The organism is Streptomyces sp. NPDC053541 (assembly GCF_044544705.1).
Taxonomy (GTDB): Bacteria; Actinomycetota; Actinomycetes; order Streptomycetales; family Streptomycetaceae; genus Streptomyces.
The window spans coordinates 350954-377730 of the sequence record NZ_JBITXM010000003.1; the positions used below are offsets into that span (position 1 = coordinate 350954).

Here is a 26777-nt window from a genome sequence, read left to right on the forward strand (position 1 = left end):
GCCCGGCGGGGCCTTCGGGCCCGGGTCCTCCCCGGGCCCTCGGGAATCGATCAGAGGCCGGCGAGGCCGGTGATCGCGCCGGTGTTCACCGAGACGCCGGTGACACCCTGGACCAGGGCGGGGGCGCCGTTCACGAGGCCCTCGGCGTTCTGCACGGTCTGCAGGTTGCCGACGGTGCCGAGCAGGTTGGTGACGTCGCCGGCCACGGCGCCGACGAGACCGCCCTGCACGCTGACCAGACCGCCGGAGACGGCGTCCAGCTCGGTGTCGGCGATCTCACGGGTCTCGAGGTTGTTACGCATGAAAGCGCACCTTTCATCTGATGGGGGGAATCCACTGCCGCGGCGGGCCAGATCAAAGCACGCGAACGGCTTTGCGAGCCAATTCCGTTGACGCCTGGTCGGCACCGGAACAACACCGCGGCGGGCCCCGCGTGCAGCATGTTTCACGGAACGCCGACAGGTTCTCCGCAGAACGGGGTAACAAAGTGCGGCGCCCCGCGCGCCCGGCCGGACGAACCGGGGTGAAAACCGGCAGGACGCCCGCCGGCTTGTGCACGGGCGGGGAACGCCCGGGGAGGCCCGCACCGGCTCACGTACACAATGTGCAGGTTCCCGGCGGGACCGCGCCGCCCCGCGGACCCGCCCGGCACCCCTCCGCTACAGCCACCCCGCCCGCTGCGCCTGCAACGCCAGCTGGAAGCGGTTGGCCGCGCCGAGCCGGGCCATCAGGACCTGCAGACGCCGGAACAGGGTGCGGCGGCTGACGCCGAGTTCGCGCGCGACGACCTCGTCGCTCGCCCCGCCCGCGAGCAGCCGCAGCAGCCGCCGGTCGGCCGGCGGCAGTCCGGCCGGCCGGGCCGCGCCGCCGTGCAGCGGCAGCGCCGTGCTCCAGCACTGCTCGAACAGCGCCACCAGCGCCGAGAGCAGCCCGCACGGCTGCACCACCAGCACCGAGTTCACGACGTCCGCCTCCCGGATCGACAGCGACACCAGCGCGTACGCCTCGTCGATGATCAGCAGCTTCACCGGCACCGACGGCAGCACCCGCGCCTGCTCGCCCGCCGCCACCGCCGGCTCGATCGCGTCCCGCAGGTGCCCCGGGTGCTCCAGTGACTCCCGCGCGTAGACGACCCGCTGCCGCACCCCGCGCGCCAGGGTGGCCAGCGCGTCCTGCGTCGCACCGGGCAGCGGCACGTACGGCGGCGACTCGAACTGCCGGATCTGCTCCCGCGCGCTCGCCCAGGCCTGCCGCATCCGCGGCCCGATCGCGTCGCCCGTCACGACCTCCACCAGGTCGTCGTTGTACGCGGCGAGCCGGTGCCGCCGGAACGACTCGAAGGCGCCGCCCACCGCGATCCGCGACTCCTCCAGGGCCGCCGCCCGGTGCCGGGCCAGCACCTCCAGACCCGCCGCCGGCGGCACCGGCGCCACCACCTCGTCCTCGTCCCGGGCGGCGCTCGCCAGCCCCGCGTCCACCAGCTCCGCGTACGCCGCCGCCAGCTCCGTCCCGGCCATGCCCGCCGCCCGCCCGACCGCGCCGAGCGGCGCCGGGGCCGCGTCGAGCAGCGCCGCGTACACCCGCCCGGCGTCCGCGCCGAGCCCCAGCTGCCGCAGCGCCTCGCCGAGCTTCCCGGGCGCCGCGCCCCCGTCCGTACCGTTTCCGTGCCTCATGCCCCCATTCTCGGCGCCGTCCGGGCCGCCGCGTGTCCGATCAGTGCCACTGGCACTCCTGTGCACCCGAAGGCCGCTCGGCGCGCTACCGTCCGGGACGGACCGCGCACCCACCGGAGCGGTCCCTCCACCCGGAACGAAGGGGTACGACGTGGCCAAGGCCCGCAAGAACGGTCTCTACACGGGCATCTCCGAGGAGCTGTCCGCCCTCATGCGCACCGGCTGGGCGGACACCGAGCGGCACGACCTGACGCCCGACCCGCAGGCCCCCTACGCGGCCCGCCGCCGGGCCGCGCTCTCCGCCCGCTTCCCCGGCGAGCGCCTGGTGATCCCGTCGGGCAACCTCAAGACCCGCTCCAACGACGACACCTACCCCTTCCGCCCGTACACCGGCTACGTGCACCTGACCGGCGACCAGGCCCGCGACGGCGCCCTGGTGCTCGAACCCCGCGCCGACGGCGGCCACGACGCCTACTGCTTCCAGCTGCCGCGCGACTCCCGCGACAACGACGAGTTCTGGGTCGGCTACACCGCCGAGCTGTGGATGGGCCGCCGCCGCTCCCTCGCCGAGGCCGCGACCGTCCTCGGACTGCCCTGCCGCGACGTGCGCACCGCCGCCGCCGACCTGGCCGCCGCCCCGGCCGCCCCCACCCGGATCGTCCGCGGCGTCGACCCGGCCCTGGAGGCCGCCGTCACCACCGACCCCGAGCGCGACGACGAGCTGGAGGAGTTCCTCAGCGAGCTGCGCCTGGTCAAGGACGCCTGGGAGATCGGCGAGATGCGCCGGGCCGTCGACTCCACCGTCCGCGGCTTCACCGACGCGATCGCCGAGCTGTCCCGCGCCGTCGAGACCTCCGAGCGCTGGATCGAGGGCACCTTCTACCGGCGCGCCCGACTGGAGGGCAACTCCGTCGGCTACGGCTCCATCTGCGCGGCCGGCGAGCACGCCACGATCATGCACTGGACCACCAACGACGGCCCGGTCCGCCCCGGCGACCTGCTGCTCTTCGACGCCGGCGTGGAGACCACCAGCCTCTACACCGCCGACGTCACCCGCACCCTGCCCATCAGCGGCACCTTCACCGAGGTCCAGCGCAGGGTCTACGACGCCGTGTACGAGGCCCAGGAGGCCGGCATGGCCGCCGTGAAGCCCGGCGCCGCCTACCGCGACTTCCACGAGGCCGCCCAGCGCCACCTCGCCGCCCGGCTCGTCGAATGGGGCTTCATCGAGGGCCCCGCCGACCGCGCCTACGAGCTCGGCCTCCAGCGCCGCTTCACCATGGCCGGCACCGGCCACATGCTCGGCCTGGACGTCCACGACTGCGCCCACGCCCGCAACGAGGAGTACGTCGACGGCGTCCTGGAGCCCGGCATGGTGCTCACCGTCGAGCCGGGCCTCTACTTCCAGCCGGACGACCTGACCGTCCCCGAGGAGTGGCGCGGCATCGGCGTCCGGATCGAGGACGACCTCCTGGTCACCGAGGACGGCCACGAGAACCTCTCCGCCGCACTGCCCCGCTCCGCCGACGAGGTCGAGGCCTGGATGGCCCGCGTCGCCGGCTGACCCGGCGGGAGCCCGCCGCTCGCGGCGCCGCGCCACGGGGGCGCGGCGCCGTGAATGGTCGCCGCCACGGGTTGGGGCTAATGTCGATACATAGGCCATAGGTGCGCCGACGCTCCCGCGGTCGGGCGGTTCCCGTAGCCCCGACGTCCCGTGGTGGAGGTGTGGAAGGCGCCCGGAAGGAGCCTGCCATGACCCGTACATTGCGAGCGGCGATCGCCCTCGCGGGCACCGCGGCACTGTCCCTCAGCGCACTCCTCACCACCGGCGTCGCCCAGGCGACGTCCGGCCAGGCGGCGAAACAGCAGGTGAGGATCGGGCTGTTGCTCCCGGAGAGCAAGACCACCCGGTACGAGAAGTTCGACCGGCCCTACATCGAGGCCAAGATCAAGGAGCTGGCGCCCGACGCCCGCATCGACTACTACAACGCGGCCGAGAGCGCCACCACCCAGCAGCAGCAGGTCAACACCGCGCTCGCCAAGGGCGACAAGGTGCTCATCCTCGACGCCGTGGACTCCAAGTCGATCCAGTCCTCCGTGGAGAAGGCCAACGCCGCCGGCGTGAAGGTCGTCGCCTACGACCGCCTCGCCCAGGGCCCGGTCGACGCCTACGTCTCGTACGACAACAAGAAGGTCGGCCAACTCCAGGGCCAGGCCCTGCTCGACGCGCTCGGCGACAAGGCGAAGACCGGACAGATCGTGATGCACAACGGGTCGCCCACCGACCCCAACGCGGCCGAGTTCAAGGCCGGCGCACACTCCGTCCTGGACGGCAAGGTGAAGATCGGCAAGGAGTACGACACCCCCAACTGGGACCCCAACAACGCCAATCAGCAGATGTCCGGCGCCATCGCCGCCCTCGGCAAGAACAACATCGTCGGCGTCTACTCGGCCAACGACGGACTGGCCGCGGGCATCTCCACCGCCCTGAAGGCCTCCGGCCTGAGCGTGCCGCTCACCGGACAGGACGCCCAACTCGACGCCATCCAGCGGATCCTGGCGGGCACGCAGACCATCACCGTCGAGAAGCCGTACAAGCCGGAGGCGGACATCGCCGCCACCATGGCCGTGAACCTCGCCGAGGGCAAGAAGCTCACCAAGGACCTGACCCCGACCACCGTCACCAGCGGCAGCGGCGAGAAGGTGCCCGCGACCCTGCTGACCCCGGTCGTCGTGAACAAGGACAACATCAAGGACACGGTCGTCAAGGACGGGCTCTACACCGTCAAGGAGATCTGCACGCCCGCCTACGCCGACGCCTGCAAGAAGGCCGGCCTGGAGTAGCGGACACGTCGGGTGACGGACCCGCGCCCGCGGGTCGTGAGCGTGGTCGGAGGCGGTCGCCGTGCCGGAAGCACCAGTGCTGTCACTGCGGGGGATCTCCAAGCGCTTCGGCGCGGTCCAGGCCCTGTCGGGCTTCGACCTGGACGTGAGCGCCGGCGAGGTGGTCGCCCTGGTGGGCGACAACGGCGCCGGCAAGTCGACCGCCATCAAGGCGATCGCCGGGGTCAACCCGCCCGACGAGGGCGTCATCGCCTGGGAGGGCCGGCGGGTCTCCATCAACCGGCCCCACGACGCCCAGCACCTCGGGATCGCCACGGTCTACCAGGACCTCGCGCTGTGCGACAACCTCGACGTGGTCGGCAACCTGTTCCTCGGCCGGGAACTGCGCCGCTTCGGGGTGCTGGACGAGGTGCGCATGGAGCAGCGCTCCCGTGAACTGCTCGACACCCTGTCCATCCGCATCCCCTCGGTCCGCATCCCGGTCGCCTCCCTCTCCGGCGGCCAGCGGCAGACCGTGGCCATCGCCCGCTCGCTGATCGGCGACCCCCGGGTGGTCCTCCTCGACGAGCCCACCGCGGCGCTCGGCGTCGAGCAGACCGCCGAGGTGCTCGACCTCGTCGAACGGCTCCGGGACCACGGCCTCGGCACCATCCTCATCAGCCACAACATGGTCGACGTGATGGCCGTCGCCGACCGCATCGCCGTGCTCCGGCTCGGCCGCAACAACGGCGTCTTCGACCGCCGGTCCACCACCACCGAGGAGATCATCTCGGCCATCACCGGAGCCACCGACAGCGCCGTCACCCGCCGCCAGGCCCGCAAACGCGAGGAACGCGAGGCACGAGGGGAGGAGGGGCTGCCATGACCGGCGACCGTGACCGTGACCGGGACACCGGCGACCGGGGGACCGGGCGCTTCGGGCGCCCCGCCGAAGGCGGCGCACAGGCCCCCGCGCCCGAGTCCCTGCCCGCCGTCGACACCCGGCTGATCGTCCGGGAGGAGGGCTTCCGCGGCTACCTCGGCGAGTTCCGGCGCAAGATGCGCAGCGGCGAACTCGGCTCGCTGCCCGTCATCGTGGCCGTCATCGTCATCTGGACCGTCTTCGGCAGCCTGGACAGCACCTTCCTGTCCGCGCAGAACCTCTCCGACCTCAGCCAGCAGATCGTCGGCACCGGGATGATCGCCGTCGGCATCGTCTTCGTGCTGCTGCTCGGCGAGATTGACCTGTCCGTCGGCTCGGTCAGCGGCCTGTGCGCGGCCCTCTTCGCCGTGCTCAACGTCAACAACGGGATGAACCAGTGGCTGGCGCTGCTCGTCGCCCTGGCCGGCGGGGCCGCCGTCGGACTCATCCACGGCTTCTTCTTCGCCAAGGTCGGCGTGCCCGCCTTCGTCGTCACCCTGGCCGGCAACCTCGCCTGGAACGGTCTGATGCTCCAGGTCCTCGGCTCCACCGGCACCGTCAACATCCCCAGCGAGAGCGTGGTCTCCAAGCTCTACTCGACCCTCTTCCACAGCCCGGCCGCCGCCTATGTCACCGCGGCCGTCGGCGTCGGCCTCTTCCTGCTGGCCTCGCTGCTCGACGCCCGGCGCCGGCAGGCGGCCCGGGTGCCGTACCGGCCGATCGCCGAGATCCTGCTGCGCACGTTCGTCATCGCGGCCATCGCCTTCGCCGCCGCGTACATCCTCAACCGCTACCAGGGCCTGCCGCTCGCCCTGCTGATCTTCCTGATCCTGCTGGTCGTGCTCGACTTCGTGCTGCGCCGCACCCGCTACGGGCGGCAGATCTTCGCTGTCGGCGGCAACATCGAGGGCGCCCGCCGGGCCGGCATCAGCGTGCCTTTCGTCCGCATGAGCGTCTTCACCATCGCGGGCACGATGGCCGCCGTCGGCGGGCTCTTCCTCGCCGGACAGATCCAGTCCGCCAGCCAGACCTCGGGCGGCGGCAACCTCCTGATGAACGTCATCGCCGCCGCGGTCATCGGCGGCACCAGCCTCTTCGGCGGACGCGGCTCCGTGTGGTCCGCGCTGCTCGGCGCGCTGGTCATCGGCTCGATCCAGTCCGGCATGAACATCATGGGCGTCAGCAACGCCGTCCAGTTCATGATCACCGGATCGGTGCTGCTGGCCGCCGTGGTCGTCGACTCCCTGTCCCGGCGCAGCCAGAAGGCCGCGGGGCGGGCCTGAGCGGCCCCACCCCGCGGCCCGTGCCGCGTCACGGCTGCTGGAAGTGCACCTCCGGGTTCAGCGGGCTCGGGCCCGCGAGCAGCGGCTGCGGACGGCCCCGCAGCTGCTGGTCGAAGAAGGCCGTGACGTACGCGCGGGTCACCGCCAGCGCCCGGCCGGCCGGGATCGGCCCGGCGGGCAGCCCGAAGTGGGCCTGGATCACCGGCGCGTCGCTGAAGGTGAAGTGGTCGGCGCCGGTCACCGTCAGCCAGCGCTTCCACCCGTCGAGGCCCGGCCAGGTGGCGTCCCAGCTGCGGTCCACACCGCCCGGACGGTGCATCTCGTCATCGGTGCCCAGCATCAGGAACGGGCGCCCGCCGAGGCCGCCCGCCGGCAGCCCGTCCCAGAACGCGCCGTCCATGTTCACCCCGGCGTCCACCCGCCGGTCGGCCAGCATCGTGCTCAGGGCCGCCGCCCCGCCGATCGAGTGCCCGGCCATGCCGATCCGGCCGCGGTCGATGCTCCGCGCGTACGCCCAGGCCGGGTGCGGTCCGGTCAGCCGGTCGAGCAGGAAGCGCACGTCCGCCGCCCGCGCGGCCGTGACGTCGGAGCCCTTGATCCGGCCCTCCTCCAGGGCCGTACAGGCCACGCAGCCGAGCAGCCGCCCGTCGGGCAGGGCGATCGCCGAGGCCTCGTAGGCGTGGTCGACCGAGGCCACCGCGTAGCCCCGCGAGGCCAGCTCGGTCGCCAGGCTCGTCAGGGTGAAGCGCGGCACCCCGAAGCCGGGGGACAGGACCACCAGCGGGTGCCGGCCGGGCGCCGGGCGCACGTCGAGACGGCTGTGCGCGTCCATCCCGGCCACGGCCTTCACCGCCGCCGGATCCGTCACCCCGACGCCCGCGAGGGCGGCCCTGGCCACCGCCTCGTGCGCGTACGGCGCGGGCGGCCCCTGCGCCCCGCGGGCCGCCGGGTAGTGCAGGGTCACCATCAGTTCCCGGCCGTCCGCGGCGGGCACCCACGGGTCGGGGCGGGAACGGTCGACGAGGTGGAGCACGGAGCTGCCGACCGCGAAACGGCCGGTCGGGGCGGGCAGTTCGAGGGCCGGTACGGAAGCGTTGGCGGCGGTCCGGAGCGCGGCCGGGGCCGAGGCGACGGGTCCGGCGGCCTGGGCGGGGAGGGCGGTGGCGGGTAAGGCGACCGCGCAGGCGAGGAGGGCGGTCACGGCCGCCCGGGTGAAGGTGATCATGCGAAGGACGCTACGGCGCCGGGTCCCCGCGCCGCGTCCGACCACGGTCGGACCTCCGCGCCCCGGCGTAGACCCCCGGTCGGAGCGTCCCCTCCGCCCTGCGGATGCGTGCCACCGGCGGGTCCGGGATGCTGGGACGGACCAGGGGGGCCGTCCGAGGAGGGCCGCGATGTCCATGATGGACAAGCTCAAGCAGATGCTCAAGGGGCATGAGGACCAGGCCGGAAAGGCCGTCGACAAGGCCGGCGACATGGTCGACCAGAGGACCCAGGGCAAGTACGCCCGTCACGTCGACACCGCCCAGGACCGGCTCAAGCAGCAGTTCGGCGGCTCCGGCACGGGTACGGGTACCGGCCCCGGCACCAGTCCCGGTACGGATGCCGGCACCGAGCGCCGGGAGCCCCCGCCGCAGCAGTGAACCGCGCCCCCACCGCCCGGCCGGGCTTCGTCGCCCGGCCGGGCGGGCGCGTTTCCGGCCGGAGACCGAACACCATCTTCTTCGTGTCAAACCGGCACAAAAGGGAATCCTTTCTTCAGGACGCTCGACCGACGACCCCGCCGCACGCCCACCGGCGCGGCGGAGGCCCATCGCCACCGTCGAAGGAGCCTCATGTCCACCTCAGCCGCCCGGACCCCGGCACACGCCGCGGCCCCCGACCCGAAGCCCCCCGAACCGACGCCCGGCCACCCGGCGACGACCTCTCCGGCCGCGCCCGATCCGGCCTGCGAGCCGGCGGCGCCGCTGCCGGACGCCGGCAGCTCCGCCGCCGAGACGCGGCGGGCCGCCCTCGCCGGACTGCCCGAGATCGACCGGCCCACCCGGGTCTCCACCGACGACGCCCAGACCCTCTCCGTCGCGCTGCTCGCCCGCCTGCGCGAGCTGGAACCGGGCACGCCCGCGCACGCCTACGTGCGCAACACCCTGGTCGAGCTCAACCTCAGCCTGGTGCGCTTCGCCGCCCGCCGCTTCCGCAACCGGCCCGAGCAGCGCGAGGACATCGTCCAGGTCGGCATCATCGGCCTGATCAAGGCCATCGACCGGTTCGAGCCGGAACGCGGCATCGAGTTCTCCGCCTTCGCGCTGCCCACCGTCGTGGGCGAGATGAAGCGCTTCTTCCGCGACACCAGCTGGGCCGTACGGGTGCCCCGCAGGCTCCAGGAGCTGCGCATCGACCTGGCCCGCACCGGCGACCTGCTGGAGCAGCGCCACGGCCACCGGCCCAGCCGCGCCGAGGTCGCCGCACACCTCCACCTCAGCGAGGAGCGGGTCGCCGAGGGCGAGCTCGCCGCCCGCGGCTACACCGCCCGCTCCCTGGACGTCTCCTTCTCCGAGGACGACGACGCCCCGCCGCTGGTCAGCCGCCGGCTCGCCGCGCCGGAACCCTCGTACGAGCTCATCGAGGACCTCGCCGCGCTGAAGCCGCTCATCGCCCGACTGGGTGAACGCGACCGGCGCATCCTGTCCATGCGCTTCGGGCAGGAGCTCACCCAGGCCGAGATAGGCGAACGCCTGGGCCTCTCGCAGATGCACATCTCCCGGCTGCTGAACCGGATCCTGGCGGAACTGCGGGCCGGACTGCTCGCCGACGACGGCCCGGTTCCCCCGCCGCACCCGGCCTGACCGCCCCCGGGGCGCCACGCGCCCCCGGGCGGTTCCCGGCGCCGTGCGCCGTCTCCCGACACGCCGCACGAAAGGGTGCAACCGGCATCCTTCTCCGCATACTGGGTGAGCCGCCGTCTGCCCCGCTCATGCCGTCCGGCATGCCGCGAGGCGGGGGCGGCCACCGGGCGGCGGAAGGAGATCGTCATGCTCATCAGCCACGCCTTCGAGGACGGCGTCCTGCACCTGTCGTTCCTGCGCGACCTCGACGTCACCAGCCGGGCCGCGGCCTTCCTGGAGACCGAGGCACTGCTGCTGTCCCACCGGCCACGCCTGGTCCGGATCCAGCTGCCCACCGCCGACCCGTCCCCGGCCTCCCTCAGCGCCCTCTCCCGGGCGCGCAGGCTCTGTGAGCGCCTCGGCGTCCCGCTGACCGTCGTCGGCCCGGTCCGCGTCGCCCGCACCCCGCCCCGCCCCACGGCGGCCTAGCGGCGCGGAAGCGGGGCGGGACGGACGCCGCGACCGGGCGCCGGGACGGCGGGTGTGGCCGGCTCAGGCCAGGAACTCGCCGTCCCGGGCGACCACCCGGCCCCCGTGCACCACCAGGTCGCGGCGCGGCATGTCGACCACGACCTGCGGCAGGCACTCGCCGCGCACCAGCACGAAGTCGGCCGGCGAGCCGGGCGTGAGGTCCGCGTGCGGCAGGTGCATCACGTCCGCGCCGCCGTGCGCGGCCGTGGTGTAGCAGTCGGCCAGCTCGTCGTCGAGCCGGATGTCCGTCACCCAGCCGAGGATGTGCGCGCGGTGCAGCATGTCCGCGTCGCCGAACGGGCTCCACGAGTCGCGCACCCCGTCCGAGCCCAGACCGACCCGCACCCCGTGCTCGCGCAGCCGCGCGACGGGCAGCACCAGCGAGTCGGACGGCGCCACGGTGGTCAGCGCGATGTCCTGCTCGCCCAGGTCGGCCGCGATCGCGCCCAGCTCGCGGTCCGGGAGGCCGGGCAGGCAGAAGACGTGGCTCACGGTGACCCGGCCGGCCAGGGACAGCGCCCGGGTCCGGTCGATGATCCCGCGCATCGCCGCGAGGCCCTTCTCGCCGCGGTCGTGCAGGTGGATGTCCACCCCGACGCCGTGCCGGTCCGCGATCCCGAAGACCAGGTCGAGCTGCTCGTCCAGGGCCTGGTCGAAGCCGATCGGGTCGATGCCGCCGATCATGTCGGCGCCGCTGCGGGCCGCGTCCTCCAGGAGCCGCGCGGTGCCCGGCGTGCGCACCACCCCGTGCTGCGGGAAGGCCACGATCTGCACGTCCAGCGCGTGCCGCAGCCGCCGGCGCGCCTCGACCAGGCCCTCGACGCCCGCCAGTCCGTAGGCCGGTGCCACGTCGGCGTGCGCACGCATGGCCCGGGTGCCGCGCGCGACGGCGTGCGACATCAGCCCGTAGGCGCGCTCGGCGACCGGACGGGTCTGGGCGCGGAACAGCTGCACGTCCTGCTCCACGTAGTCGGCGATGCCGCTCGCCGGGCGGCGCGACACCCAGGAGCCGCCCCACGTGGTCTTGTCCGGGTGGATGTGCGCGTCCACGAGCGACGGCAACGCGATCCGCCCGCCGCCCTCGACGACCCGCGCCCCGTGCGGCGCCGGCCCCTCGGCGATCCGGCCGTCGACCACCACCAGATCCGTGGCCTTCGCGGCCCCGAACGGCCGCACGTCACGGAAGACGACCGCCTTCGCCGGCCGCCCGTCGCCACCACCGTGCGCGTCCGGCGCCGACGGCGCGGCCTGCGCGGCGCCGGCCCCGGCGGCCGTGGCGGCCGTCGTGCCCGCCAGGGCGGCGGCACCGGCGAGCATGGTGCGACGGGAGAGCTGCATGGGGACTCCTTGAGGTCGGGACGCGGAGGCTTCCCGATTTTGTATACCAAGCTCTCCGTGGTGAACAAGGGTGGTGATCGGAAGGTGAGAAATTCCGGGGAAAGGCCATGGAGCGGCGGGCGGAGGTAAGCCCCGGGGGCTTCCTGGTATACAAATATCCGTGGGTGGGATGGGCGGCCCACGGCTGCCCGACCAGCCGGACGCCCGGCGGAACGCACGTTCCGCCGGACGTCCGGTCCAGCCGCGCCGGGACCCGGTGCGGGACGCCGCTCCGGCGCCCCGTCACTCCCCGCCGAACAGGCTCCGCAGCGCCACCGCCCGGCTGTCCCGCACGTGCAGCAGCGTGCTCGCCGCCGCGGCCTCCTCGTCACCGGCCGCGATGTGCCGGTGCATCTCCGCGTGCTGCGCCCGCATGTGCTCCGGCTCCGCCCGCAGCCCGAACAGCAGCCGCAGCTGCCAACTCAGCTGCTCCATCATGCGCGCGAGCAGCGGATTGCCCGACATCGCCACGACCTCCTCGTGGAAGGCCGTGTGCGCGGCCACCTCCCGGGTCGCCTCGTCCGCCGCGGCCGCCGACTCGGCCTGTCGCAGCGCCGCGGCCAGCGCCTCCAGGCCCGCGTCGTCGCCCGCCGCCGCGGCCCGCGCCGCCAGCCGCGCGGCCTGCACGGACAGCGGCTCCCACACCTCGTACAGATGCTCCACGTCGGCCCGCTCAAGCCGCCGCACCCGGACACCGCTGTGCGGGAGCAGTTCCAGCAGCCCCTCGGCGACCAGCGCCCGCAGGGCCTCGCGCACCGGGACCCGGGACATGCTCAGCTCCTCGGCGACCTCCCGCTCGACCAGCCGCGCGCCCTGCGCGTACCGCCGGTCGACGATCCGCTGGAGCACCTCCTCGCGCGCCCGCGCGCTGAGCGGCGCCGCCGCGCCCGGGCCCGCACCCGGCCCCGTGCCCGTACCGGTGGCCCGTGCTCCGCCGCTCTTCCCGCCGTCCGCCACCGGCTCCGACCTCTTCACGTCCGCCCACCGTCCCTCGCCGCGCCACCCGCGCCTGTCCGCGCCGGTCCGCGCCGAGGATACGTCGGGCGCGCGGCCCGCACCGCTCGCGGAACGCGGCCGGGTCACCAGCCGAAGCGGCGGTTCACCAGCGCGGCGAACTCCTCGAAGCTGAGCACCCGGTCGCCGTTCGCGTCGGCCTCGTCGAAGAGCGCCGAGGAGGCCTCCGCGTCCCCGAGGCCCCAGACCGGGATCACCCCCTGCGCCACCAGGGTCGGCCCCTTGGCGCGCAGCGCGGCGATCACCTCGGCGCGCGTCAGGGTGCCGTCGCGGTCGAGGTCGAGCGCGTCGAAGAGAATCCGGGCCCTGTCGCTCATCGCGTGTCCGTCCTGTCCCCGGCCGCCGTCCGTCGCCGCCGGCGTTCGTCTGCCTGCTGTCGTACGGAAAGGACGCCGGGAGCGCCCCGCGAGTTTGCCCCCGGCGCCCCCGGCGTCCACACGCCACGAGTCGCTGTTACGAGGCGTCCCGCACGGTCCCCGTGACCTCGGCGCCCGGCACCTGACGCCACTCCGCGTCGTACACGAAGGGCACCGCCCGCAGCGCCTCCACCGGCTCGGCGATCCCGTCCTTCACGGTCGGCACCCGCACCTCGGTGACCGTCTCACCGGCCGGCACGGCGAACGCCGCGTAGGAGTCCGGGTACTCGGGCCGGGACAGCGGCCGCGCCGGGTCCGGCACCGAGCCGTAGGTGTCCCGCACCCACTCCGGGTCGAGGTCCGCCGTCGACAGCTCCGGCGCGCCACCGGCCGGGGCCAGGAAGGAGAAGCCGCCCATCACGTCGGCGTCGGCCGGCTGCGACAGCGTGACCCGCCACACCAGCGCCTGCCCCTCGCCGACCGCGTCGGCCACCGGCGTCACGCGCGCCACCGGCATCGGGTCGTCGTTCCGCGCCGTCACCCCGCCCCGGTGCGCGCCGACCACCGCGCCGCGCACCGCCTTCACGAACACGTCGCGGGTCACGTCCCAGCCGTAGCGCGTGTTGCCCTCCACCGGCACCTTCACGTCGATGTCCCGGTGCCCCGGACGGACCGTCACCACCCGGGAGGTGAAGCCCTCGCCGCCCGGCGCCGGCGAGAACACCCGCACCTGCCCGCTGCCCGTGCCCGAGACCGTGACCGGAACGCGGTAGGTCCGCAGCCCCGAGTCGCCCTCGTCGACCGTCAGCCGGCCCAGGTCCACCCGCGGCAGCGCCGCCGGACGCACCGCCGGCAGACCCGGCCGGAAGCCCCAGGAGTCCACCAGCCAGGCCCGGCCCGCGGCGGTGCGCGGGGTCAGCTCCAGGGCCGCGGCCCGCTTCAGGTCCAGGCCCGCCCGGACCGCGGGCGCCAGCGGCACCCGCACCTCCCGCGCCCAGTAGGAGGCGGTGCGCTCACTGCCCGGCAGCCCGTCCACCCGCACCCGGCCGAGCGCCGCGCGGCGGCCGGAGGCGTCGGTCACCGTCACGTCCAGCTCCGTGCCCCGGCTGTTCGGCGGCACGATCACCCGCAGGGCCAGCGACTCGGCACCCGCCAGGGACACCGGCCGCGCCGTGCGCACGGTCACCGGCGTGCCCGCCCGTGTCCAGCGGAGCGCGACCGCGTCCCGCCCCGGCTCGGGCGAGGTCTCCCAGAACGCGAAGTGCGGCGAGCGCCCGCTCTCGTCGGGGGCCAGGCACGAGCGGGCCGCGTCCTCGTCGATCTGCGCGCACAGCCGGCCCGCACCGGACACGGTCAGCGCCGCCCCGGCGTGCGCCGAGCCCGGCACGAACGCCGGGGTGCGGGCGGCCCCGACCGCGTGCGCGAGCACCCGCGCCGGACCCGCCGACGGCGCCCGGCGGCCGGTGCCGTCGAGCAGCGGCCGCACCCGGTCGTCGCCCGCGACGAACAGGCGCGCGGCGGCCGCGATGTAGGCGGCGCCCGCGGTCTGCTGCTGCGGGGCGGTCAGCCGGGTCGCCGTGCCCGGCGAGCAGACCGGGTCCGGCTGCTCGCCGTCGGACCAGAAGTCGTCCACGGCCGGCGCCTGCGCCTGGCCCGGAGTCCACTCGCTGTTGAAGAAGTTGTGGTTCGCGCCCACCACGTACACCGCACTGTGCAGCGCCGTGCCCCGGCCGACGCCGCGCGTCGCGTCCAGGTACATCTGCCCCTGCAGATCGGACACGTCGCCGTCACAGCCGGGCAGGACCGTCAACGACGGCACATCGGGCACCGGGTTCTGGCCGAAGATCGTCGGTCCGATGAGGACGGTGCCGCGGATCTTCCACCGCACCGGGCCCCGGTACGCGTCCTGGGCGGCGGGCGGCGCCGACAGGCTGTCGAGCGCGGCCCGGTTCACGCCCTCGCCGCCCCGCGAGTGCCCCACCAGCAGGACCCGGGACAGATCGGCCGCGGCCGCGGCCTTCCGCACCGCCGCCGGCGCCTTCTCCGGGCGCGCGCCCCACTCGGCCCACCGGGCCAGGTGCAGCCGCACCAGCGAGGAACGCGCCTGCGCGCCGCCGTCCTCCGCGGCGTGGTCCTGCCCGTTGACGCCGTTCGCGGACACCGAGAGCGTCACGTACCCCTGCGAGGCGAGCAGCCGCTGCGCCGCCCCGTACCCCTGATGGCTCGGGATCGGGCGCATCCCCGCCGGGCAGGGCCACGCGCCCGAGTCCTCCTCGCTCCCCGCCGTGTAGCAGGTGCCGTGCCGCCCGTGCAGGAACAGCGCCACCGGCCGCTTCCCCGGGGCGTCCCTCGGCGCCGTCACGGCGGCGCGCATCTCGACGGGCGCGGGGAAGCCGGGCAGCCGGACCGACGCCAGCGCGTACTCGCCGGAGGTGGTGCGGTACGGGCCGGGCACACCCGGGTCCACGGGGTTGGCCGGCAGCGGCGCCTCCGGGCGCGCCACCGGGGCGCCGGGCGTCGCCGGCCGCAGCCGGGGCGCGCGGGCCGGCTCCTCGGCGTCGAGGCGCCGGCCACCGGCCGTCACGCTCAACGCGGCGCCGCCGTCGACCCGTTCGTCCCCGAGCGGGAGCCGGAACGACCGCCCGTCCGGTGCGGCCACCGGATGGCCGAGCAGCCTCCCGCCGGCCCGGAACTCCACCCGGGCGTCCCCCATCGGCACGGCCCGGTCGGCCGTCCACACCAACTGCCGCCCGGCCCCGCTCCCGACGATCCGCCACCCCTCGGGCAGCTCCGTCCCGTTCACGGCCGCGCCGCCGGCGCGGGCACCCGCACCGCCGGGCTGCGCGTACGCGAGCCCCGGCGACGCACCCGCCAGGGCCAGCAGCGTCACGGCGGTGGTCACGCCGCGTGTGACACGTATCAAGGCGTTCATCCTCACGATCGGTCTCGTCCAGCACGCTTGCGGACGCCCCGCGTTCCCCCGGGGGGCGTCCCTCTTGATCCCGGAGGACGGAGGAGGGAGGGACGGGGTTGCCCGGCGGCGGAGGGGTGGCCGGTTCTGATGCCCGCCCGGCCGGGGCCCACGGCGTGGGACCCGGTGGCCCGCCGACGGGTGGAGGGGGCGCCGCACCGCGCCCGGAGGGCCGGGCACGGGCCGGGTCGGGCGGCGCCGTTGGGTCGTGACTTTCGGGTCGGGCCGGATGAGCGGGCGCACCTCCCGTGCCCGAAGGGCTAGGGGGGAGAGCGGCGGCCGGTGCATGGGGTCTCCGCGGGCCCGCCGGGGTCCGGGGGAAGAGCACACGGCGGAGGTGGGCCACCCACCTCCCCGGCCGCCAGGCCGAGGGGGCGGACGCGACGCGGGGCCCATGGGTGAAGCCCAGGGGGCCGTCGGCGACCGGCGACGACGCGTCGAGCGCGGTGCTGGGGGCGCCCTCCCAGGCTCCGCCGGGGACCCCCACCCAGGGGAAGCTCTGGGGGAGCCGGCAGCCCGGCAAGACCCGGAAGGGACGGCCTAAGGTCGGGTACGGGTCGGCGCACCGCCGACCGCCCGTGGACCGCCGAAGGGATTCCGCCATGCCGGCCGACGCCGTCACGCCCGCCACCGCCGGCCCGCTCGCGCGCTTCGGACTCGGGACCGCCGCCGTCGGGCGGCCCGGCTACATCACGCTCGGGCGAGAGCTGGACCTTCCCGGCGAGCGGAGCGTCGCGGCGCTCCGGGACCGCACGCACGCCCTCCTCGACGCCGCGTACGCGGCCGGCGTGCGCTACTTCGACACGGCCCGCTCCTACGGGCGTGCCGAGGAGTTCCTCGCCGGCTGGCTGGACGCGCGCCCGGAGGCGGCCGCGGCGGTCACGGTCGGCAGCAAGTGGGGCTACACCTACACCGCCGACTGGCGCGTCTCCGGCGTCGCCGCGCACGAGGTGAAGGAACACTCCGTGGCCGTGTTCGAGCGCCAGGCAGCGGAGACCCGCGCCCTGCTCGGGCGCCGTCTCGACGTGTACCTGGTCCACTCGGTCACCCCGGACAGTCCCGCGCTCACGGACCCGGCACTGCACGCCCGGCTCGCGGACCTCGCCGCCGAGGGGGTACGGGTCGGGCTGTCCACCAGCGGCCCGGCGCAGGCCGGGACGATCCGGGCGGCGCGGAAGGTGAGCGTCGCGGGCCGGCCGCTCTTCACCGCCGTGCAGGCCACCTGGAACCTGCTCGAACCCTCCGCGGGCCCGGCGCTCGCCGAGGCGCACGAGGCCGGCTGGCTCGTGGTGGTGAAGGAGGCGCTGGCCAACGGCCGGCTCGCCGGGCGCAACGCCACCGGCGCGGACACCGCCGCGCTCCGTGCGGTCGCCGCCCGCACCGGGGCCGGCGCCGACGCCGTGGCCCTGGCCGCGGCGGCCGCGCGCCCCTGGGCCGACGTGGTGCTCTCGGGCGCCGCGACCGAGGAGCAGCTGGCCTCCAACCTCACCGCCGCCCGGCTCTCCCTCGGCCCGGCGGACCTCGCCGCGCTCGACGCCCTGGCGGGAGAGCCCGGCGTCTACTGGCGGCACCGCGCCCGACTCGCCTGGTCCTGAGTCCGGCCCCGGGACCGCCGGGCCGATAGCTGGCAAAACGGGCGATGTCCGCTTATTGCCCTGCAATGCCGAAATGCCGAAGTGATTCCTGAAGGGGGCCATTCGAGGGGAAAAGGCGAACGGTGCGGCACGGCGCGGAGCGGGGTGAGGTGGGTCACTCCGCGCCCTTCCCCGGGAAGGCCCGCGAAGGCTGCCGGGACGTCAGGAAGGCCCGTGCCGCGAAGAATTGGGGAAGGGGTCCGGAGCGGGTGGAATGATCCTTTCGAATTCCCCGGCCGATCAATTCGGTGGAATGAATTCGCGTCTTGTTTTCGATATTTGTCTTCGCATACGGTCGCCCGGAAACCGGACGGAAACGCCGAATCCTGCCGCCGCCCGGTCGACCGCACTCACCACCCTTCCGGCAGGAGCGGGGGACCCACGTTCTCCGCCGGCCCCGGTCCTCCGGGGACGGCTCGGGGTGAAGCCGCGCGCAGCGGCCGGGCATCTCCTGCCCGAACCCGACAGCTCACCTCGCAGGCGAAGGAGAGGACTCGCCATGCGTGGAACCGGCAAGCACCGCCGTCCGAAGAACACCCCGCTCACCCGTGGCATCGCCGCCGTCGGCCTCACCGGCAGCGCCGCCCTCGCCCTGCCGCTGGCCGCCGCCGGCACGGCGGGCGCGGCCACTCCGCAGACCGCCCCGACCGTCGCCCAGACCGTCGCAGTGGCAAAGCAGGTGGCCCGCACGGCTCCCGCCGCGGCCCCCGCGTCCGTGCACGGGGCGCCGGTGAAGTATTCCGTCGTGGCCGGTGACTCGCTGTCGAAGATCGCCGGGAAGTACGGGGTGCGCGGCGGCTGGAAGAAGCTCTACAAGGACAACCGCCACGTCGTGGGCGGCGACCCGCGGCTGATCCACCCCGGCCAGCGGCTCACCGTCGCCGCGGGCGGGAGCGGAGCCACCAAGGCCGCCACCAAGGCCGCCACCAAGGCCGCCCCCAGGACCGCGGCCAAGGCCGCCACCGCCACGAGCGGCGGCGCCGCCGCCTCCGCGAAGGCCGCGCAGCCGAAGGCGGTCCAGGCCGTCGCGACCTCGGCCGGTTCCGCCTCCTCCGCCGGCTACACGTACGCGGACAACCTGGAGGGCTGGATCCGCGAGTCCCTGGACATCATGGCCCGCGAGGGCATCCCCGGCAGCTTCGACGGCATCTACCGCAACATCATGCGCGAGTCCTCCGGCAACCCCCAGGCCATCAACAACTGGGACTCCAACGCCGCCGCCGGCACCCCGTCCAAGGGCCTGCTCCAGGTGATCGACCCCACCTTCCGTGCCTACCACGTGGCCGGCACCTCCTTCGACCCGTACGACCCGGTCGCCAACATCACCGCGGCCTGCAACTACGCCGCCGACCGCTACGGCTCCATCGACAACGTCTTCGGCGCCTACTGACGCACCGTCCGCGGATGCCGCACCCGGCATCCGCGGACACGGCAAGCCGCGCTCGCCCACCTGACGACTCATCTCACTCGATCAGGTGAAACCTTCTCGGCCTTTCGTCCGTCCTCTCCAGCGGGATCCGTCGGGAGAGACACGGGGAGTGGGCACCACATGGGGCTGAAGGGCACGTACAAGCCGCAGATAGCAGCGGTCGCTTCGGCGATCGCGCTGAGTCTGGCCGCCTGGGGGGCCGCCGTGCTGTCGGACACGGAGGCGGAGGCGCGTGCGGACGCGGGCGGGGGCGCCGGCGCGGGCTCGCGCCAGGAGCAGCCGGCTCCGCCCGCGCAGGACGGCAAGGGCCCGGCCCAGGTGAAGCCCGCGAAGGTGCCGGAGAGCATCGCGCACGCCACCGAGGCCGGCGGGACGTCGGTGAGCATCACCATCGACGACGGTCCCGACCCGCGCTGGACGCCCCGGATGCTCGACATCCTCAAGGAGAACGGCGTCAAGGCCACCTTCTGCATGGTCGGGCCCCACGCCCAGGAGCACCCGCAGCTGGTGAAGCGGGTCGTCGCCGAGGGCCACCGGCTGTGCGACCACACCATGGACCACGACACCACCATGGACAAGAAGCCGGTCGCGTACCAGAAGCAGCAGATCCTCGACGCCAAGCGCCTGATCGAGGAGGCGGCCGGCGGCGCGAAGGTCGAGTACTACCGTGCCCCCGGCGGCGCCTTCACCCCGGACAGCCGGAAGATCGCCGCGGCCGAGGGCATGCGCCCGCTCGGCTGGAACGTGGACACCAAGGACTTCGAGCTGCCCGGCACCGCGGCCATCGTCAACACCGTGAAGAGCGAGCTCTCCAACGGCCCGACGATCCTCTTCCACGACGGCGGCGGCGACCGCACCCAGACCGTCGAGGCCCTCCGGCAGATCCTGCCCTGGCTCAAGGAGCAGGGTCACCCGGCCAGCTTCCCCGTCCGCACCACGCCCTGACGGCCCGTACGGGCCGGCCCTGATCGGTCCTGTTCAGCCCTGACCGGCTCCGGTCAGGGCTGCTGGAAGCCGGCCTCCCGGAGGATCTTCTGTGCCTCGGGCGAGGACAGCCAGGCGACGAACGCGGCGGCGGCCTCCGCGTGCCGCGAGTCCTTGAGCGTCGCGGCGGGGTACCGGGCGACGGCGTTCTGCGCGTCCGGGATGTCGACGGCGTCGACCTTGTCCGCGGCGCTCTCGGCGTCCGTCCGGTAGACGAGACCGGCGTCGGCCTCGCCGAGCTCGACCTTGCTCAGGACGGCCCGCACGTTGGGCTCCTGGGAGACGGGCTTCACCGTCAGCCGCTGCCGGTCCAGGATCTGCTTGCTGTACTTGCCCGCCGGCACCTCGGGCGCGGCGAGCACCACCTTGACCCCGGCGTCGGCGAGGTCCTTCAGCTCGTCGATCTTGAGCGGGTTGCCCTCGCCGGTGGCGATGACGAGCCGGTTCCCGGCGATGACGGACGGCGTTCCGGTGTCGCCCTTCACCTTGTCCATGCTCGTGGTGTCCGCGGTGACCAGGACGTCGGCGGGCGAGCCCTGCGAGACCTGGGCGACGAGCTCCTGCGAGCCGGCGAAGGAGAAGGTCAGGCGGGTACCGGGGTGGGACTTCTCGTACGCCGCCCCGGCCGTCCGGAACGCGTCGGTGAGGGAGGCCGCGGCGAGCACGGTCAGCCGCGTGGAACCGGAGGCGGCGCCCGAGCCGCCGCTGTTCCCGGCGCCGTCGCCGCTCCCGCCGCAGGCGGCGGTGAGCGGAAGCAGAAGGGCCGTGCCGACGGCGCCGAGTCTGAGGGTGCCGAGTCCGAGGGTGCGGGACATGGTCTGAACTCCTGGGGGCGAACGGACGAGGGTGGAAGGCGAACGGCATGAGGGGTTCAGGGGCGGGCCGCGCCCTGCATGTGCGTCACGGTAGAGGCGTCCGGCTCTCATCTGCAACAAACATGTGCGACCGTCCATCGCGGATGCGAGTTCGATAGGAGGAACGCACGAAGGGGCCGTCCATGACTTGCCGATTTTCGCAATTCATGAGGCTGCTCATAGACTCGTGGCGTGAACGAGAACCTTCCCCCGTGTCCCGAGTGCTCCGGCGTCTACACCTACGAGATGGGCTCGCTGCTCGTCTGCCCCGAGTGCGGGCACGAGTGGGCGGCCTCCGCCGCCGGGGCGGACTCCGCTGACGCCGACGGCGGCGCGAAGGTGATCCGGGACTCCGTCGGCAACGTCCTCGCCGACGGCGACACGGTGACCGTCGTCAAGACCCTCAAGGTCAAGGGCAGCCCCAGCGGCATCAAGGCCGGCACCAAGGTCCGCAACATCCGCCTGGTCGACGGCGTCGACGGCCACGACATCGACTGCAAGGTCGACGGCTTCGGCCCCATGCAGCTCAAGTCCAGCGTGGTGAAGAAGGCCTGACCACCGGGGGCGGTTCGGCGGCCCGCCGCCGACACGCGAGGATGGACCCATGACGACGAGTTCCGGCAGCGCGCGATCCACCTGGCGAGGGAGCGGACGTCCGGGCGGCGACACGCCCGCGGCGCCGTCCGGGGACGGGTGGTGGACGCCGTGAGCACGCCGCTCTACCAGCTCAAGGCGGAGTTCTTCAAGACGCTCGGCCATCCCGTCCGCATCCGCGTCCTGGAGCTGCTCAGCATCCGCGAGCACGCGGTCTCCGAGATGCTGCCCGAGGTCGGCGTCGAGCCCGCGCACCTGTCCCAGCAGCTCGCCGTGCTGCGGCGGGCCAATCTCGTCGTGGCGCGCCGCGAGGGCTCCGCCGTCCACTACACCCTCACCGACCCGCAGGTCGCCGAGCTCCTGCGGGTAGCCCGCTCGATCCTCTCCGGCGTCCTCGCCGGACAGGCAGAACTGCTCGCCGACCTCCGCGCCGGCGGCCCCGCGCCCGTACCGCCCGCCCCGCCCGAATAGCCCGGGCCCGGGCCCCGGCCCGGAGCCCGCGCCGCGGCCACCCTCGGCGGCCCCGCTGTCAGTGGCGACCGGCATGCTGGACGGCATGACCACGCCCTGGAACCTCCTCGACCTCGACGCCGCCCTGCGGGCCGCATGGGCCGCCGACACCAGCTCGCCCCACTACCGCTCCCAGTGGACGCCGGACAACCCGGCCTGGGGCCACTGCGACCTCACCGCCCTGGTCGTGAACGACGTCTTCGGCGGCGACCTCGTCGTCGGCGAAGTGCACCGGGAGGGGCGGCAGTACGGCTACCACTGGTGGAACCGGCTGCCCAGCGGCGTCGAACTCGACCTGACCCGCGAGCAGTTCCGTCAGGGCGAGGTGATCAGCGCGGCCCGCACCGTCGAGCGCCCGCCGGGTCGGCCGGCCCACCGCTGGGAGGACTACCTGCTGCTGCGCACCCGCGTCGCCGCACGCCTCGGGGAGCTGCCCGAGCCCGCGTGAGGCACCCGGCGGGCGGCCCGGCGCCGAACCCAAGGGTCCGGCGCCACGGCCCTGTTAGCCTGACCGGCATGATCACGACACGCCGCGAGCGGCCCGGATCCGGCGAGCCGGACCGCGGTGCGCGGCGGCCGTCGTGCGGCCTCCGGCCCGAGCTCCGGCCCGAGCTCCGGCCCGAGCTCCGCCCCGGCCTGTGGCCCGAACCGGCGCGCGCCCTCCACGCGCCCGCCGATTCACCCGCCCGTACGCCGGGTGGCACGGACCCGCCCGACGGTGTAGAGGCGTCGGCGGTGCCCCGCGGGCCGCTGTGGCGCCCCGTCCGTCACGCCCGTCCCGTACACCCTGTCGCGGCTCAGCGCACGCGCACGGAACGGGCAGCTTCTGACCGCTTGCAGGCAAGTGCGGTTGGAATAAGGCCACTTGGGGTTGCAGTTCGGCCAAGGTGGGCAGGTTTGGGGTTCGGACCCAGGGGAAAGGTCGGGCGTCAGTGGTAGTGGCGACGGAGATCGATCCGGTGGAGCGGACGTCCCGGGAGCGAGAACGACGCGAGGTGGTCCGCACAGTGGAACGGGCCGAAGAACGAAGGAGGTTGGTCCCATGACCGTGCGTGCCGTCGAGCTCCCCGAGCTGTGGATGCCCCACCCGCTCAGGGTGAACCCGTATCTGCCGGGCCTGCGCGCGGAGACCGAGACCTGGGCGCGCGAGATGGGCATGCTGCACGGCGACGGAGGACGCGGGGCGTACCGGGGGATATGGACCCGCTCCCAGTTCCACGCCATGACCGTGGACCAGCTGACCGCCTGGTGCCTGCCCGACGCCGCGCCCGCCGACCTGCGGCTCAACCACCGCTTCAACATCTGGGCGCTCGCCTGGGACGACTACTTCGCCCATGCCTTCAAACAGACCGGCGACCTGCCCGGCGCGCTCGCCTTCACGGCCCGGCTGCACGACTTCCTCCGGCCCGAGCCCGGCGCCCGGCTACCCAGTCCGGAGAACCCGGTCGAACGCGGAATCGCCGATCTCCAGGAACAGTTCTTCCCGCCCCGGCTCGCGCACTGGCGCAGGGAATTCAACCGCGCCCTCGCCCGCTACATCGACGCGGGAGTGACCGAACTCGCCAACAGCCTGGCCGGCCGGGTGCCCAGCCTCATCGAATACGCGCCCTTCCGCCGGGAGAGTTTCGCCGCCCACACCGCGCCCTATTCCGTGGAACTCTCCACGCGGGCACGAATACCCACGGCGATCAGCGACAGCGGCACCGTCCGCGGTCTGCTCGACGCCTTCATGGACTTCATGGGCCTCGCCAACGACCTCGCCTCCTACGAACGGGAGGTGCACGAGGAGCACGACGTCAACAACCTGGTCGTCGTCATCGGCGAGTCCCTCGGACTGCCCCTGCACGACGCCGTGCCCGCCTCCGTCCACCTGGTGAACTCCCGCCTCCGTGACTTCGAGTACCTGCGGACCCACGAACTCCCCCTCCTCGTACGCCAGGTGGGCCTGCACGAGGACGAGCGCGCCGAACTCGACGCGTGGCTGCGCGGCGCCTGCGGCTTCCTCTCCGGACTGCACGCCTGGTACACCGGCGCCCCCCGCTACGCACCCGCCGACCCGACCGTCCCGGAGCAGCGCGGGCTCGACGAGCGCTACCCGCCGAGCGCCTGAGCCCCCGCCGCACCGGACCCGGATCCCCGCACCGGACCCGGACCCGGACCCGGACGGGAACCCGGACCCGGTCACGGCCCCGGGTCCGGCGGAGGACACCGTCAGCGGCGCAGCAGCCGCAGCAGCCGGGCCCACCAGGAGGCGGGCGCCGGCGCGGGCCGCGGCTCGGCGACCGGGTCGGCCTCCGGCCACGGGCCGGCGGCCGGCTCCATCCCGCTGCTCTGCGTCGGCGGCGCCGGCAGCGGGGCCGGCACGTCCTGCGCCCGCGGCTGCCGGGGCGCGAACCGCACCGGAAGCGCCGTCAGGTGCCGGGCCCAGGTGGACGAACGCCAGGACAGCTCCTCCTCCGGCACGGACAGCGCGATGTCCGGCAGCCGGGTGAGCAGGATGTCGATGCCGGTGTCGGCGATGATGCGGCCGATGTCCTGGCCCGGGCACTCGTGACTGCCCGCGCTGAAGGACAGGTGCGCCCGGTTGTGGTGCACCGGCGTCGCCGGGTCCGGCCGGATCGTCTGGTCCACGTTGCCCGCGGCCAGGCCGAGCAGCAGCATGTCGCCGGCCCTGATCCGCTGCCCGCCGAGCGTGGTGTCCCCGTTGGCCCAGCGTCCCGGGCACACCATCAGCGGCGGCTCGTCCCACAGCACCTGCTCGACGGCCTCCGGCAGGGTCATCTGACCGCCGGCCAGCGAGCCGCGGAAGCGGTGGTCGGTGACCACCATGCGCATCACGTTGGACATCAGGTTGGCCGTCGTCTCGTAACCGGCGAGCAGGATCAGCCGCAGGTGGTGCTGCACCTCCTCGTCCGAGAGCCGGGCCGGGTGGGCCATCAGCGCCGACGCGATGTCGTGCCCCGGCCGCGTCCGCTTGACCGCCACCAGCTCCTCCAGCGCCTTCAGCACGAAGGCGTTGCTGGCGAGCGAGGTCTCGGTGCCCTTGAACAGGTCGCGCGCGGCGTGCACCAGCTCGGGGCCCGCCTCGTCGGACATGCCGAGCAGATGGATCAGCGTGAGCATCGGCAGGTGCTCGGTGAACTGGTTGACCAGCTCCGCCTCGCCGTTCTCGCAGAACCCGTCGATCAGCTGGTGCGCGAAGCGGGTGATGTGCCGGCGCAGTCCGCGGTGGTCGAACTGGTCCAGGCTCGCCGTGACCGCCCCGCGCAGCCGCTGGTGCTCCTCGCCGTCGGCGCACACGCAGTCCGGCCGCCAGCCGATCATGGGGACGAGCGGCGAGGTCGCGGGGTCGATCTCGCCGCTGCGCCAGCCGTGCCAGACCCGCGGGTCGCGCGAGTACTGGGTGGCGCGGGTGGCGACGTCGCGGTTCTCGGTGTAGCCGAGGACGAGCCAGGCGCGCACGTCGCCGTCGAGCAGGACGGGCGCGACCGGGCCGTGCTCGGCGCGCAGCTTCTCGTACAGGCCCATCGGATCGGTGGCGGCGGCGGGGCCGTACAGCCGGGTGGTGCCGTCGGGGCCGGTGGCCGCCGCGTGGGCCGGGCAGCCGGGCGGCGGCAGCAGGTCGGTCTCCGGGCCGGGGTGGTCGGAGGGCGGGACGGTCATACGGGGGTCTCCTGGGCGGCGAGGGTGCACAGGTAGACCATCAGCGAGAGCAGCGCGTCACGGCAGGACGCCCGGTCGCGGGCGTCGCAGGTGACGATGGGGACGGACTCGCCGAGGGCCAGCGCGGTGCGCAGTTCGGGCAGGGGGTACTGCGGTGCCTCCGGGAAGGCGTTGACGGCCACCACGAAGGGGACGCGGCGGTCCTCGAGGCGGGTGATGACCTCGAAGCACACCTCGATCCGGCGGGTGTCGACGAGCACGACCGCGCCGAGCGCGCCTTCGAAGATGCCGTTCCACAGGAACCAGAAGCGTTCCTGGCCGGGGGTTCCGAAGAGGTAGAGGACGAGTTCCTCGTTGATGCTGATCCGGCCGAAGTCCATCGCGACGGTCGTGGTGCTCTTCCCCGAGGCGCCGGGGTTGTGGTCGATCCCCACTCCCGCCTGGGTCATCCTCTCCTCGGTGGTCAGCGGCGGGATCTCGCTCACCGCCCCCACCATGGTGGTCTTGCCGACGCCGAATCCGCCGACGACCACCACCTTGACGCCCCGGGCACCGTGCGGCAGCAGCACGTCGGTGTCGCGGGGGGCCACCAGGGGGGCCTCAGAGCTTGCGTAGTCCATGGATCACCGCCTCCAACAGGCCGCGTTCGGGATAGGCCGCGACGGGCACGGGTGCGATCGCCTCGACCCGCTCCTCCTCGACGAGCTGGGAGAGCAGCACCGTGACGACGCTGAAGGGAAGGCTGAGGTGGGCCGAGAGTTCGGCCACCGACAGCGGGTACTGGCACATGGTGAGGATGGCGGCCTGCTCGGGCTGCATCGAGGGCTCGGGCGCGGACCGCGACGCGATCAGCGTCACGAGGTTGAAGGTCTCCGCCGAGGAACCCTGGCCACCGGTGATGACGTAGAGCGGAACGGGAGTGCCTTCGTCCCAAGGGCCGTGGTTCTCAGAGGTCACATCGCCTGCCGCACGTCATCACGGGGCGGACTCGTCATGTGCTGGCCGATCCGGACCACCAGGGTGCGCATCCGGTCGCCGAGCAGGCCGGCGTCCACCTCCTCGTCGGCGAGGACCGCGAGGTAGGCGCCGGGGCCGGCCGCCATCAGGGAGAAGTACCCGCCGTCGGCCTCGATGCCGACCATCCGCGTGGAGCCGTCGCCGTGCGGGAACATCTGGGCGATGGCCTTGGCCAGGCTCTGGATGCCCGAACAGGCGGCCGCGATCGCGTCGGCGCTGTCGGGGGTGGTGTTCGCCTGGCCGATGCACAGGCCGTCCGAGGAGAGGACGACCACGTGACGCACGTACGGAACGCTGCCCACGAGCTCCGTGAGCAT

The 26777-nt window shown here is 74.0% G+C and carries 26 protein-coding genes and 1 riboswitch; of the genes, 14 read left to right on the plus strand and 12 right to left on the minus strand.

Annotated features, from left to right (window positions below; genetic code table 11):
* Window positions 1-50 precede the first annotated feature (50 nt).
* Window positions 51-302 (minus strand): hypothetical protein, encoded by a 252-nt coding sequence (locus tag ACIGW2_RS08780; protein WP_356076480.1) that lies wholly within the window; start codon window positions 300-302, stop codon window positions 51-53.
* A 357-nt stretch (window positions 303-659) separates the two neighbouring features.
* A complete protein-coding gene (locus ACIGW2_RS08785) occupies window positions 660-1673 on the minus strand; it encodes a LuxR family transcriptional regulator (RefSeq protein WP_391652053.1) in 1014 nt (337 codons plus the stop codon).
* Between the two features lie 151 nt (window positions 1674-1824).
* On the opposite strand from ACIGW2_RS08785, the gene ACIGW2_RS08790 reads away from it, so the two are divergent.
* The 4 genes from ACIGW2_RS08790 (at window position 1825) to ACIGW2_RS08805 (ending at window position 6701) form a co-directional block, all read left to right on the plus strand.
* Window positions 1825-3237: an aminopeptidase P family protein gene (locus ACIGW2_RS08790; protein ID WP_399842191.1), complete on the plus strand. Its 1413-nt coding sequence runs from the start codon at window positions 1825-1827 to the stop codon at window positions 3235-3237.
* A gap of 188 nt (window positions 3238-3425) precedes the next feature.
* Window positions 3426-4517, plus strand: a complete 1092-nt coding sequence (locus ACIGW2_RS08795) for a substrate-binding domain-containing protein (RefSeq protein WP_391652051.1) — start codon at window positions 3426-3428, stop codon at window positions 4515-4517.
* A 61-nt stretch (window positions 4518-4578) separates the two neighbouring features.
* Window positions 4579-5382 carry an ATP-binding cassette domain-containing protein gene (locus ACIGW2_RS08800; protein ID WP_356076492.1) on the plus strand — a complete coding sequence of 268 codons (804 nt, stop codon included), beginning with the start codon at window positions 4579-4581 and terminating at the stop codon, window positions 5380-5382.
* Window positions 5379-6701 (plus strand): sugar ABC transporter permease, encoded by a 1323-nt coding sequence (locus ACIGW2_RS08805; protein WP_391652050.1) that lies wholly within the window; start codon window positions 5379-5381, stop codon window positions 6699-6701. Before ACIGW2_RS08800 ends, ACIGW2_RS08805 begins: the two co-directional genes overlap by 4 nt.
* 28 nt (window positions 6702-6729) lie before the next feature.
* Here ACIGW2_RS08805 and ACIGW2_RS08810 read toward each other — a convergent pair whose 3' ends face one another.
* Window positions 6730-7926 (minus strand): alpha/beta hydrolase family protein, encoded by a 1197-nt coding sequence (locus tag ACIGW2_RS08810; protein WP_399842195.1) that lies wholly within the window; start codon window positions 7924-7926, stop codon window positions 6730-6732.
* A gap of 169 nt (window positions 7927-8095) precedes the next feature.
* On the opposite strand from ACIGW2_RS08810, the gene ACIGW2_RS08815 reads away from it, so the two are divergent.
* The 3 genes from ACIGW2_RS08815 to ACIGW2_RS08825 all read left to right on the plus strand — a co-directional run bounded on the left by ACIGW2_RS08815 (window position 8096) and on the right by ACIGW2_RS08825 (window position 10015).
* The gene (locus tag ACIGW2_RS08815) at window positions 8096-8344 is read left to right on the plus strand and encodes an antitoxin (RefSeq protein WP_391652048.1); all 249 of its coding nucleotides are present in this window, start codon (window positions 8096-8098) and stop codon (window positions 8342-8344) included.
* A 192-nt stretch (window positions 8345-8536) separates the two neighbouring features.
* Window positions 8537-9547, plus strand: a complete 1011-nt coding sequence (locus tag ACIGW2_RS08820; protein WP_399842197.1) for a SigB/SigF/SigG family RNA polymerase sigma factor — start codon at window positions 8537-8539, stop codon at window positions 9545-9547.
* A 186-nt stretch (window positions 9548-9733) separates the two neighbouring features.
* Window positions 9734-10015: a hypothetical protein gene (locus ACIGW2_RS08825; RefSeq protein WP_356076507.1), complete on the plus strand. Its 282-nt coding sequence runs from the start codon at window positions 9734-9736 to the stop codon at window positions 10013-10015.
* A gap of 63 nt (window positions 10016-10078) precedes the next feature.
* On the opposite strand, the gene ACIGW2_RS08830 is transcribed toward ACIGW2_RS08825, so the two are convergent.
* The 4 genes from ACIGW2_RS08830 to ACIGW2_RS08845 form a co-directional block, all read right to left on the minus strand.
* Window positions 10079-11395, minus strand: a complete 1317-nt coding sequence (locus ACIGW2_RS08830; protein WP_399842200.1) for an amidohydrolase family protein — start codon at window positions 11393-11395, stop codon at window positions 10079-10081.
* A gap of 282 nt (window positions 11396-11677) precedes the next feature.
* Entirely contained in the window at window positions 11678-12391 is a 714-nt protein-coding gene (locus tag ACIGW2_RS08835; RefSeq protein ID WP_391652459.1) for a GntR family transcriptional regulator, read from the minus strand.
* A 122-nt stretch (window positions 12392-12513) separates the two neighbouring features.
* Complete coding sequence (locus ACIGW2_RS08840) at window positions 12514-12765, minus strand: EF-hand domain-containing protein (RefSeq protein WP_391652045.1); 252 nt, start codon at window positions 12763-12765, stop codon at window positions 12514-12516.
* A 136-nt stretch (window positions 12766-12901) separates the two neighbouring features.
* On the minus strand, window positions 12902-15727 hold the full coding sequence (locus ACIGW2_RS08845) for a hypothetical protein (protein WP_399842203.1): 2826 nt from the start codon (window positions 15725-15727) through the stop codon (window positions 12902-12904).
* Window positions 15728-16377: 650 nt separating this feature from the next.
* On the opposite strand from ACIGW2_RS08845, the gene ACIGW2_RS08850 reads away from it, so the two are divergent.
* The 3 genes from ACIGW2_RS08850 to ACIGW2_RS08860 all read left to right on the plus strand — a co-directional run bounded on the left by ACIGW2_RS08850 (window position 16378) and on the right by ACIGW2_RS08860 (window position 19783).
* Window positions 16378-17370: an aldo/keto reductase gene (locus tag ACIGW2_RS08850; protein WP_399842206.1), complete on the plus strand. Its 993-nt coding sequence runs from the start codon at window positions 16378-16380 to the stop codon at window positions 17368-17370.
* A gap of 380 nt (window positions 17371-17750) precedes the next feature.
* Window positions 17751-17905, plus strand: a riboswitch (cyclic di-AMP (ydaO/yuaA leader).
* 3 nt (window positions 17906-17908) lie between these two features.
* Complete coding sequence (locus tag ACIGW2_RS08855; RefSeq protein WP_399842208.1) at window positions 17909-18799, plus strand: transglycosylase SLT domain-containing protein; 891 nt, start codon at window positions 17909-17911, stop codon at window positions 18797-18799.
* 159 nt (window positions 18800-18958) lie between these two features.
* Window positions 18959-19783: a polysaccharide deacetylase family protein gene (locus tag ACIGW2_RS08860; protein ID WP_399842210.1), complete on the plus strand. Its 825-nt coding sequence runs from the start codon at window positions 18959-18961 to the stop codon at window positions 19781-19783.
* A 53-nt stretch (window positions 19784-19836) separates the two neighbouring features.
* Here ACIGW2_RS08860 and modA read toward each other — a convergent pair whose 3' ends face one another.
* Window positions 19837-20637: a molybdate ABC transporter substrate-binding protein gene (modA, locus tag ACIGW2_RS08865; RefSeq protein WP_399842212.1), complete on the minus strand. Its 801-nt coding sequence runs from the start codon at window positions 20635-20637 to the stop codon at window positions 19837-19839.
* Between the two features lie 231 nt (window positions 20638-20868).
* Between modA and ACIGW2_RS08870 the strand changes: the two genes are divergently transcribed.
* From ACIGW2_RS08870 to ACIGW2_RS08885, 4 genes are all read left to right on the plus strand, one after another.
* Window positions 20869-21231 carry a zinc ribbon domain-containing protein YjdM gene (locus tag ACIGW2_RS08870; RefSeq protein WP_391652039.1) on the plus strand — a complete coding sequence of 121 codons (363 nt, stop codon included), beginning with the start codon at window positions 20869-20871 and terminating at the stop codon, window positions 21229-21231.
* Between the two features lie 150 nt (window positions 21232-21381).
* Window positions 21382-21741, plus strand: coding sequence for a metalloregulator ArsR/SmtB family transcription factor (locus ACIGW2_RS08875; RefSeq protein ID WP_361576567.1), 360 nt, complete (start codon window positions 21382-21384; stop codon window positions 21739-21741).
* 85 nt (window positions 21742-21826) lie between these two features.
* On the plus strand, window positions 21827-22228 hold the full coding sequence (locus ACIGW2_RS08880; protein ID WP_399842217.1) for a hypothetical protein: 402 nt from the start codon (window positions 21827-21829) through the stop codon (window positions 22226-22228).
* Between the two features lie 594 nt (window positions 22229-22822).
* Entirely contained in the window at window positions 22823-23890 is a 1068-nt protein-coding gene (locus ACIGW2_RS08885) for a hypothetical protein (RefSeq protein ID WP_391652037.1), read from the plus strand.
* Window positions 23891-23991: 101 nt separating this feature from the next.
* On the opposite strand, the gene ACIGW2_RS08890 is transcribed toward ACIGW2_RS08885, so the two are convergent.
* The 4 genes from ACIGW2_RS08890 to ACIGW2_RS08905 are packed head-to-tail and all read right to left on the minus strand — an operon-like array spanning window position 23992 to window position 26777.
* Window positions 23992-25443 (minus strand): cytochrome P450, encoded by a 1452-nt coding sequence (locus tag ACIGW2_RS08890; RefSeq protein WP_391652036.1) that lies wholly within the window; start codon window positions 25441-25443, stop codon window positions 23992-23994.
* Entirely contained in the window at window positions 25440-26063 is a 624-nt protein-coding gene (locus ACIGW2_RS08895) for an ATP/GTP-binding protein (protein WP_391652035.1), read from the minus strand. The genes ACIGW2_RS08890 and ACIGW2_RS08895 overlap by 4 nt, the downstream gene beginning before the upstream one ends.
* The gene (locus tag ACIGW2_RS08900; protein ID WP_356074154.1) at window positions 26044-26400 is read right to left on the minus strand and encodes a DUF742 domain-containing protein; all 357 of its coding nucleotides are present in this window, start codon (window positions 26398-26400) and stop codon (window positions 26044-26046) included. The genes ACIGW2_RS08895 and ACIGW2_RS08900 overlap by 20 nt, the downstream gene beginning before the upstream one ends.
* Window positions 26397-26777, minus strand: coding sequence for a roadblock/LC7 domain-containing protein (locus ACIGW2_RS08905; protein ID WP_356074156.1), 381 nt, complete (start codon window positions 26775-26777; stop codon window positions 26397-26399). The genes ACIGW2_RS08900 and ACIGW2_RS08905 overlap by 4 nt, the downstream gene beginning before the upstream one ends.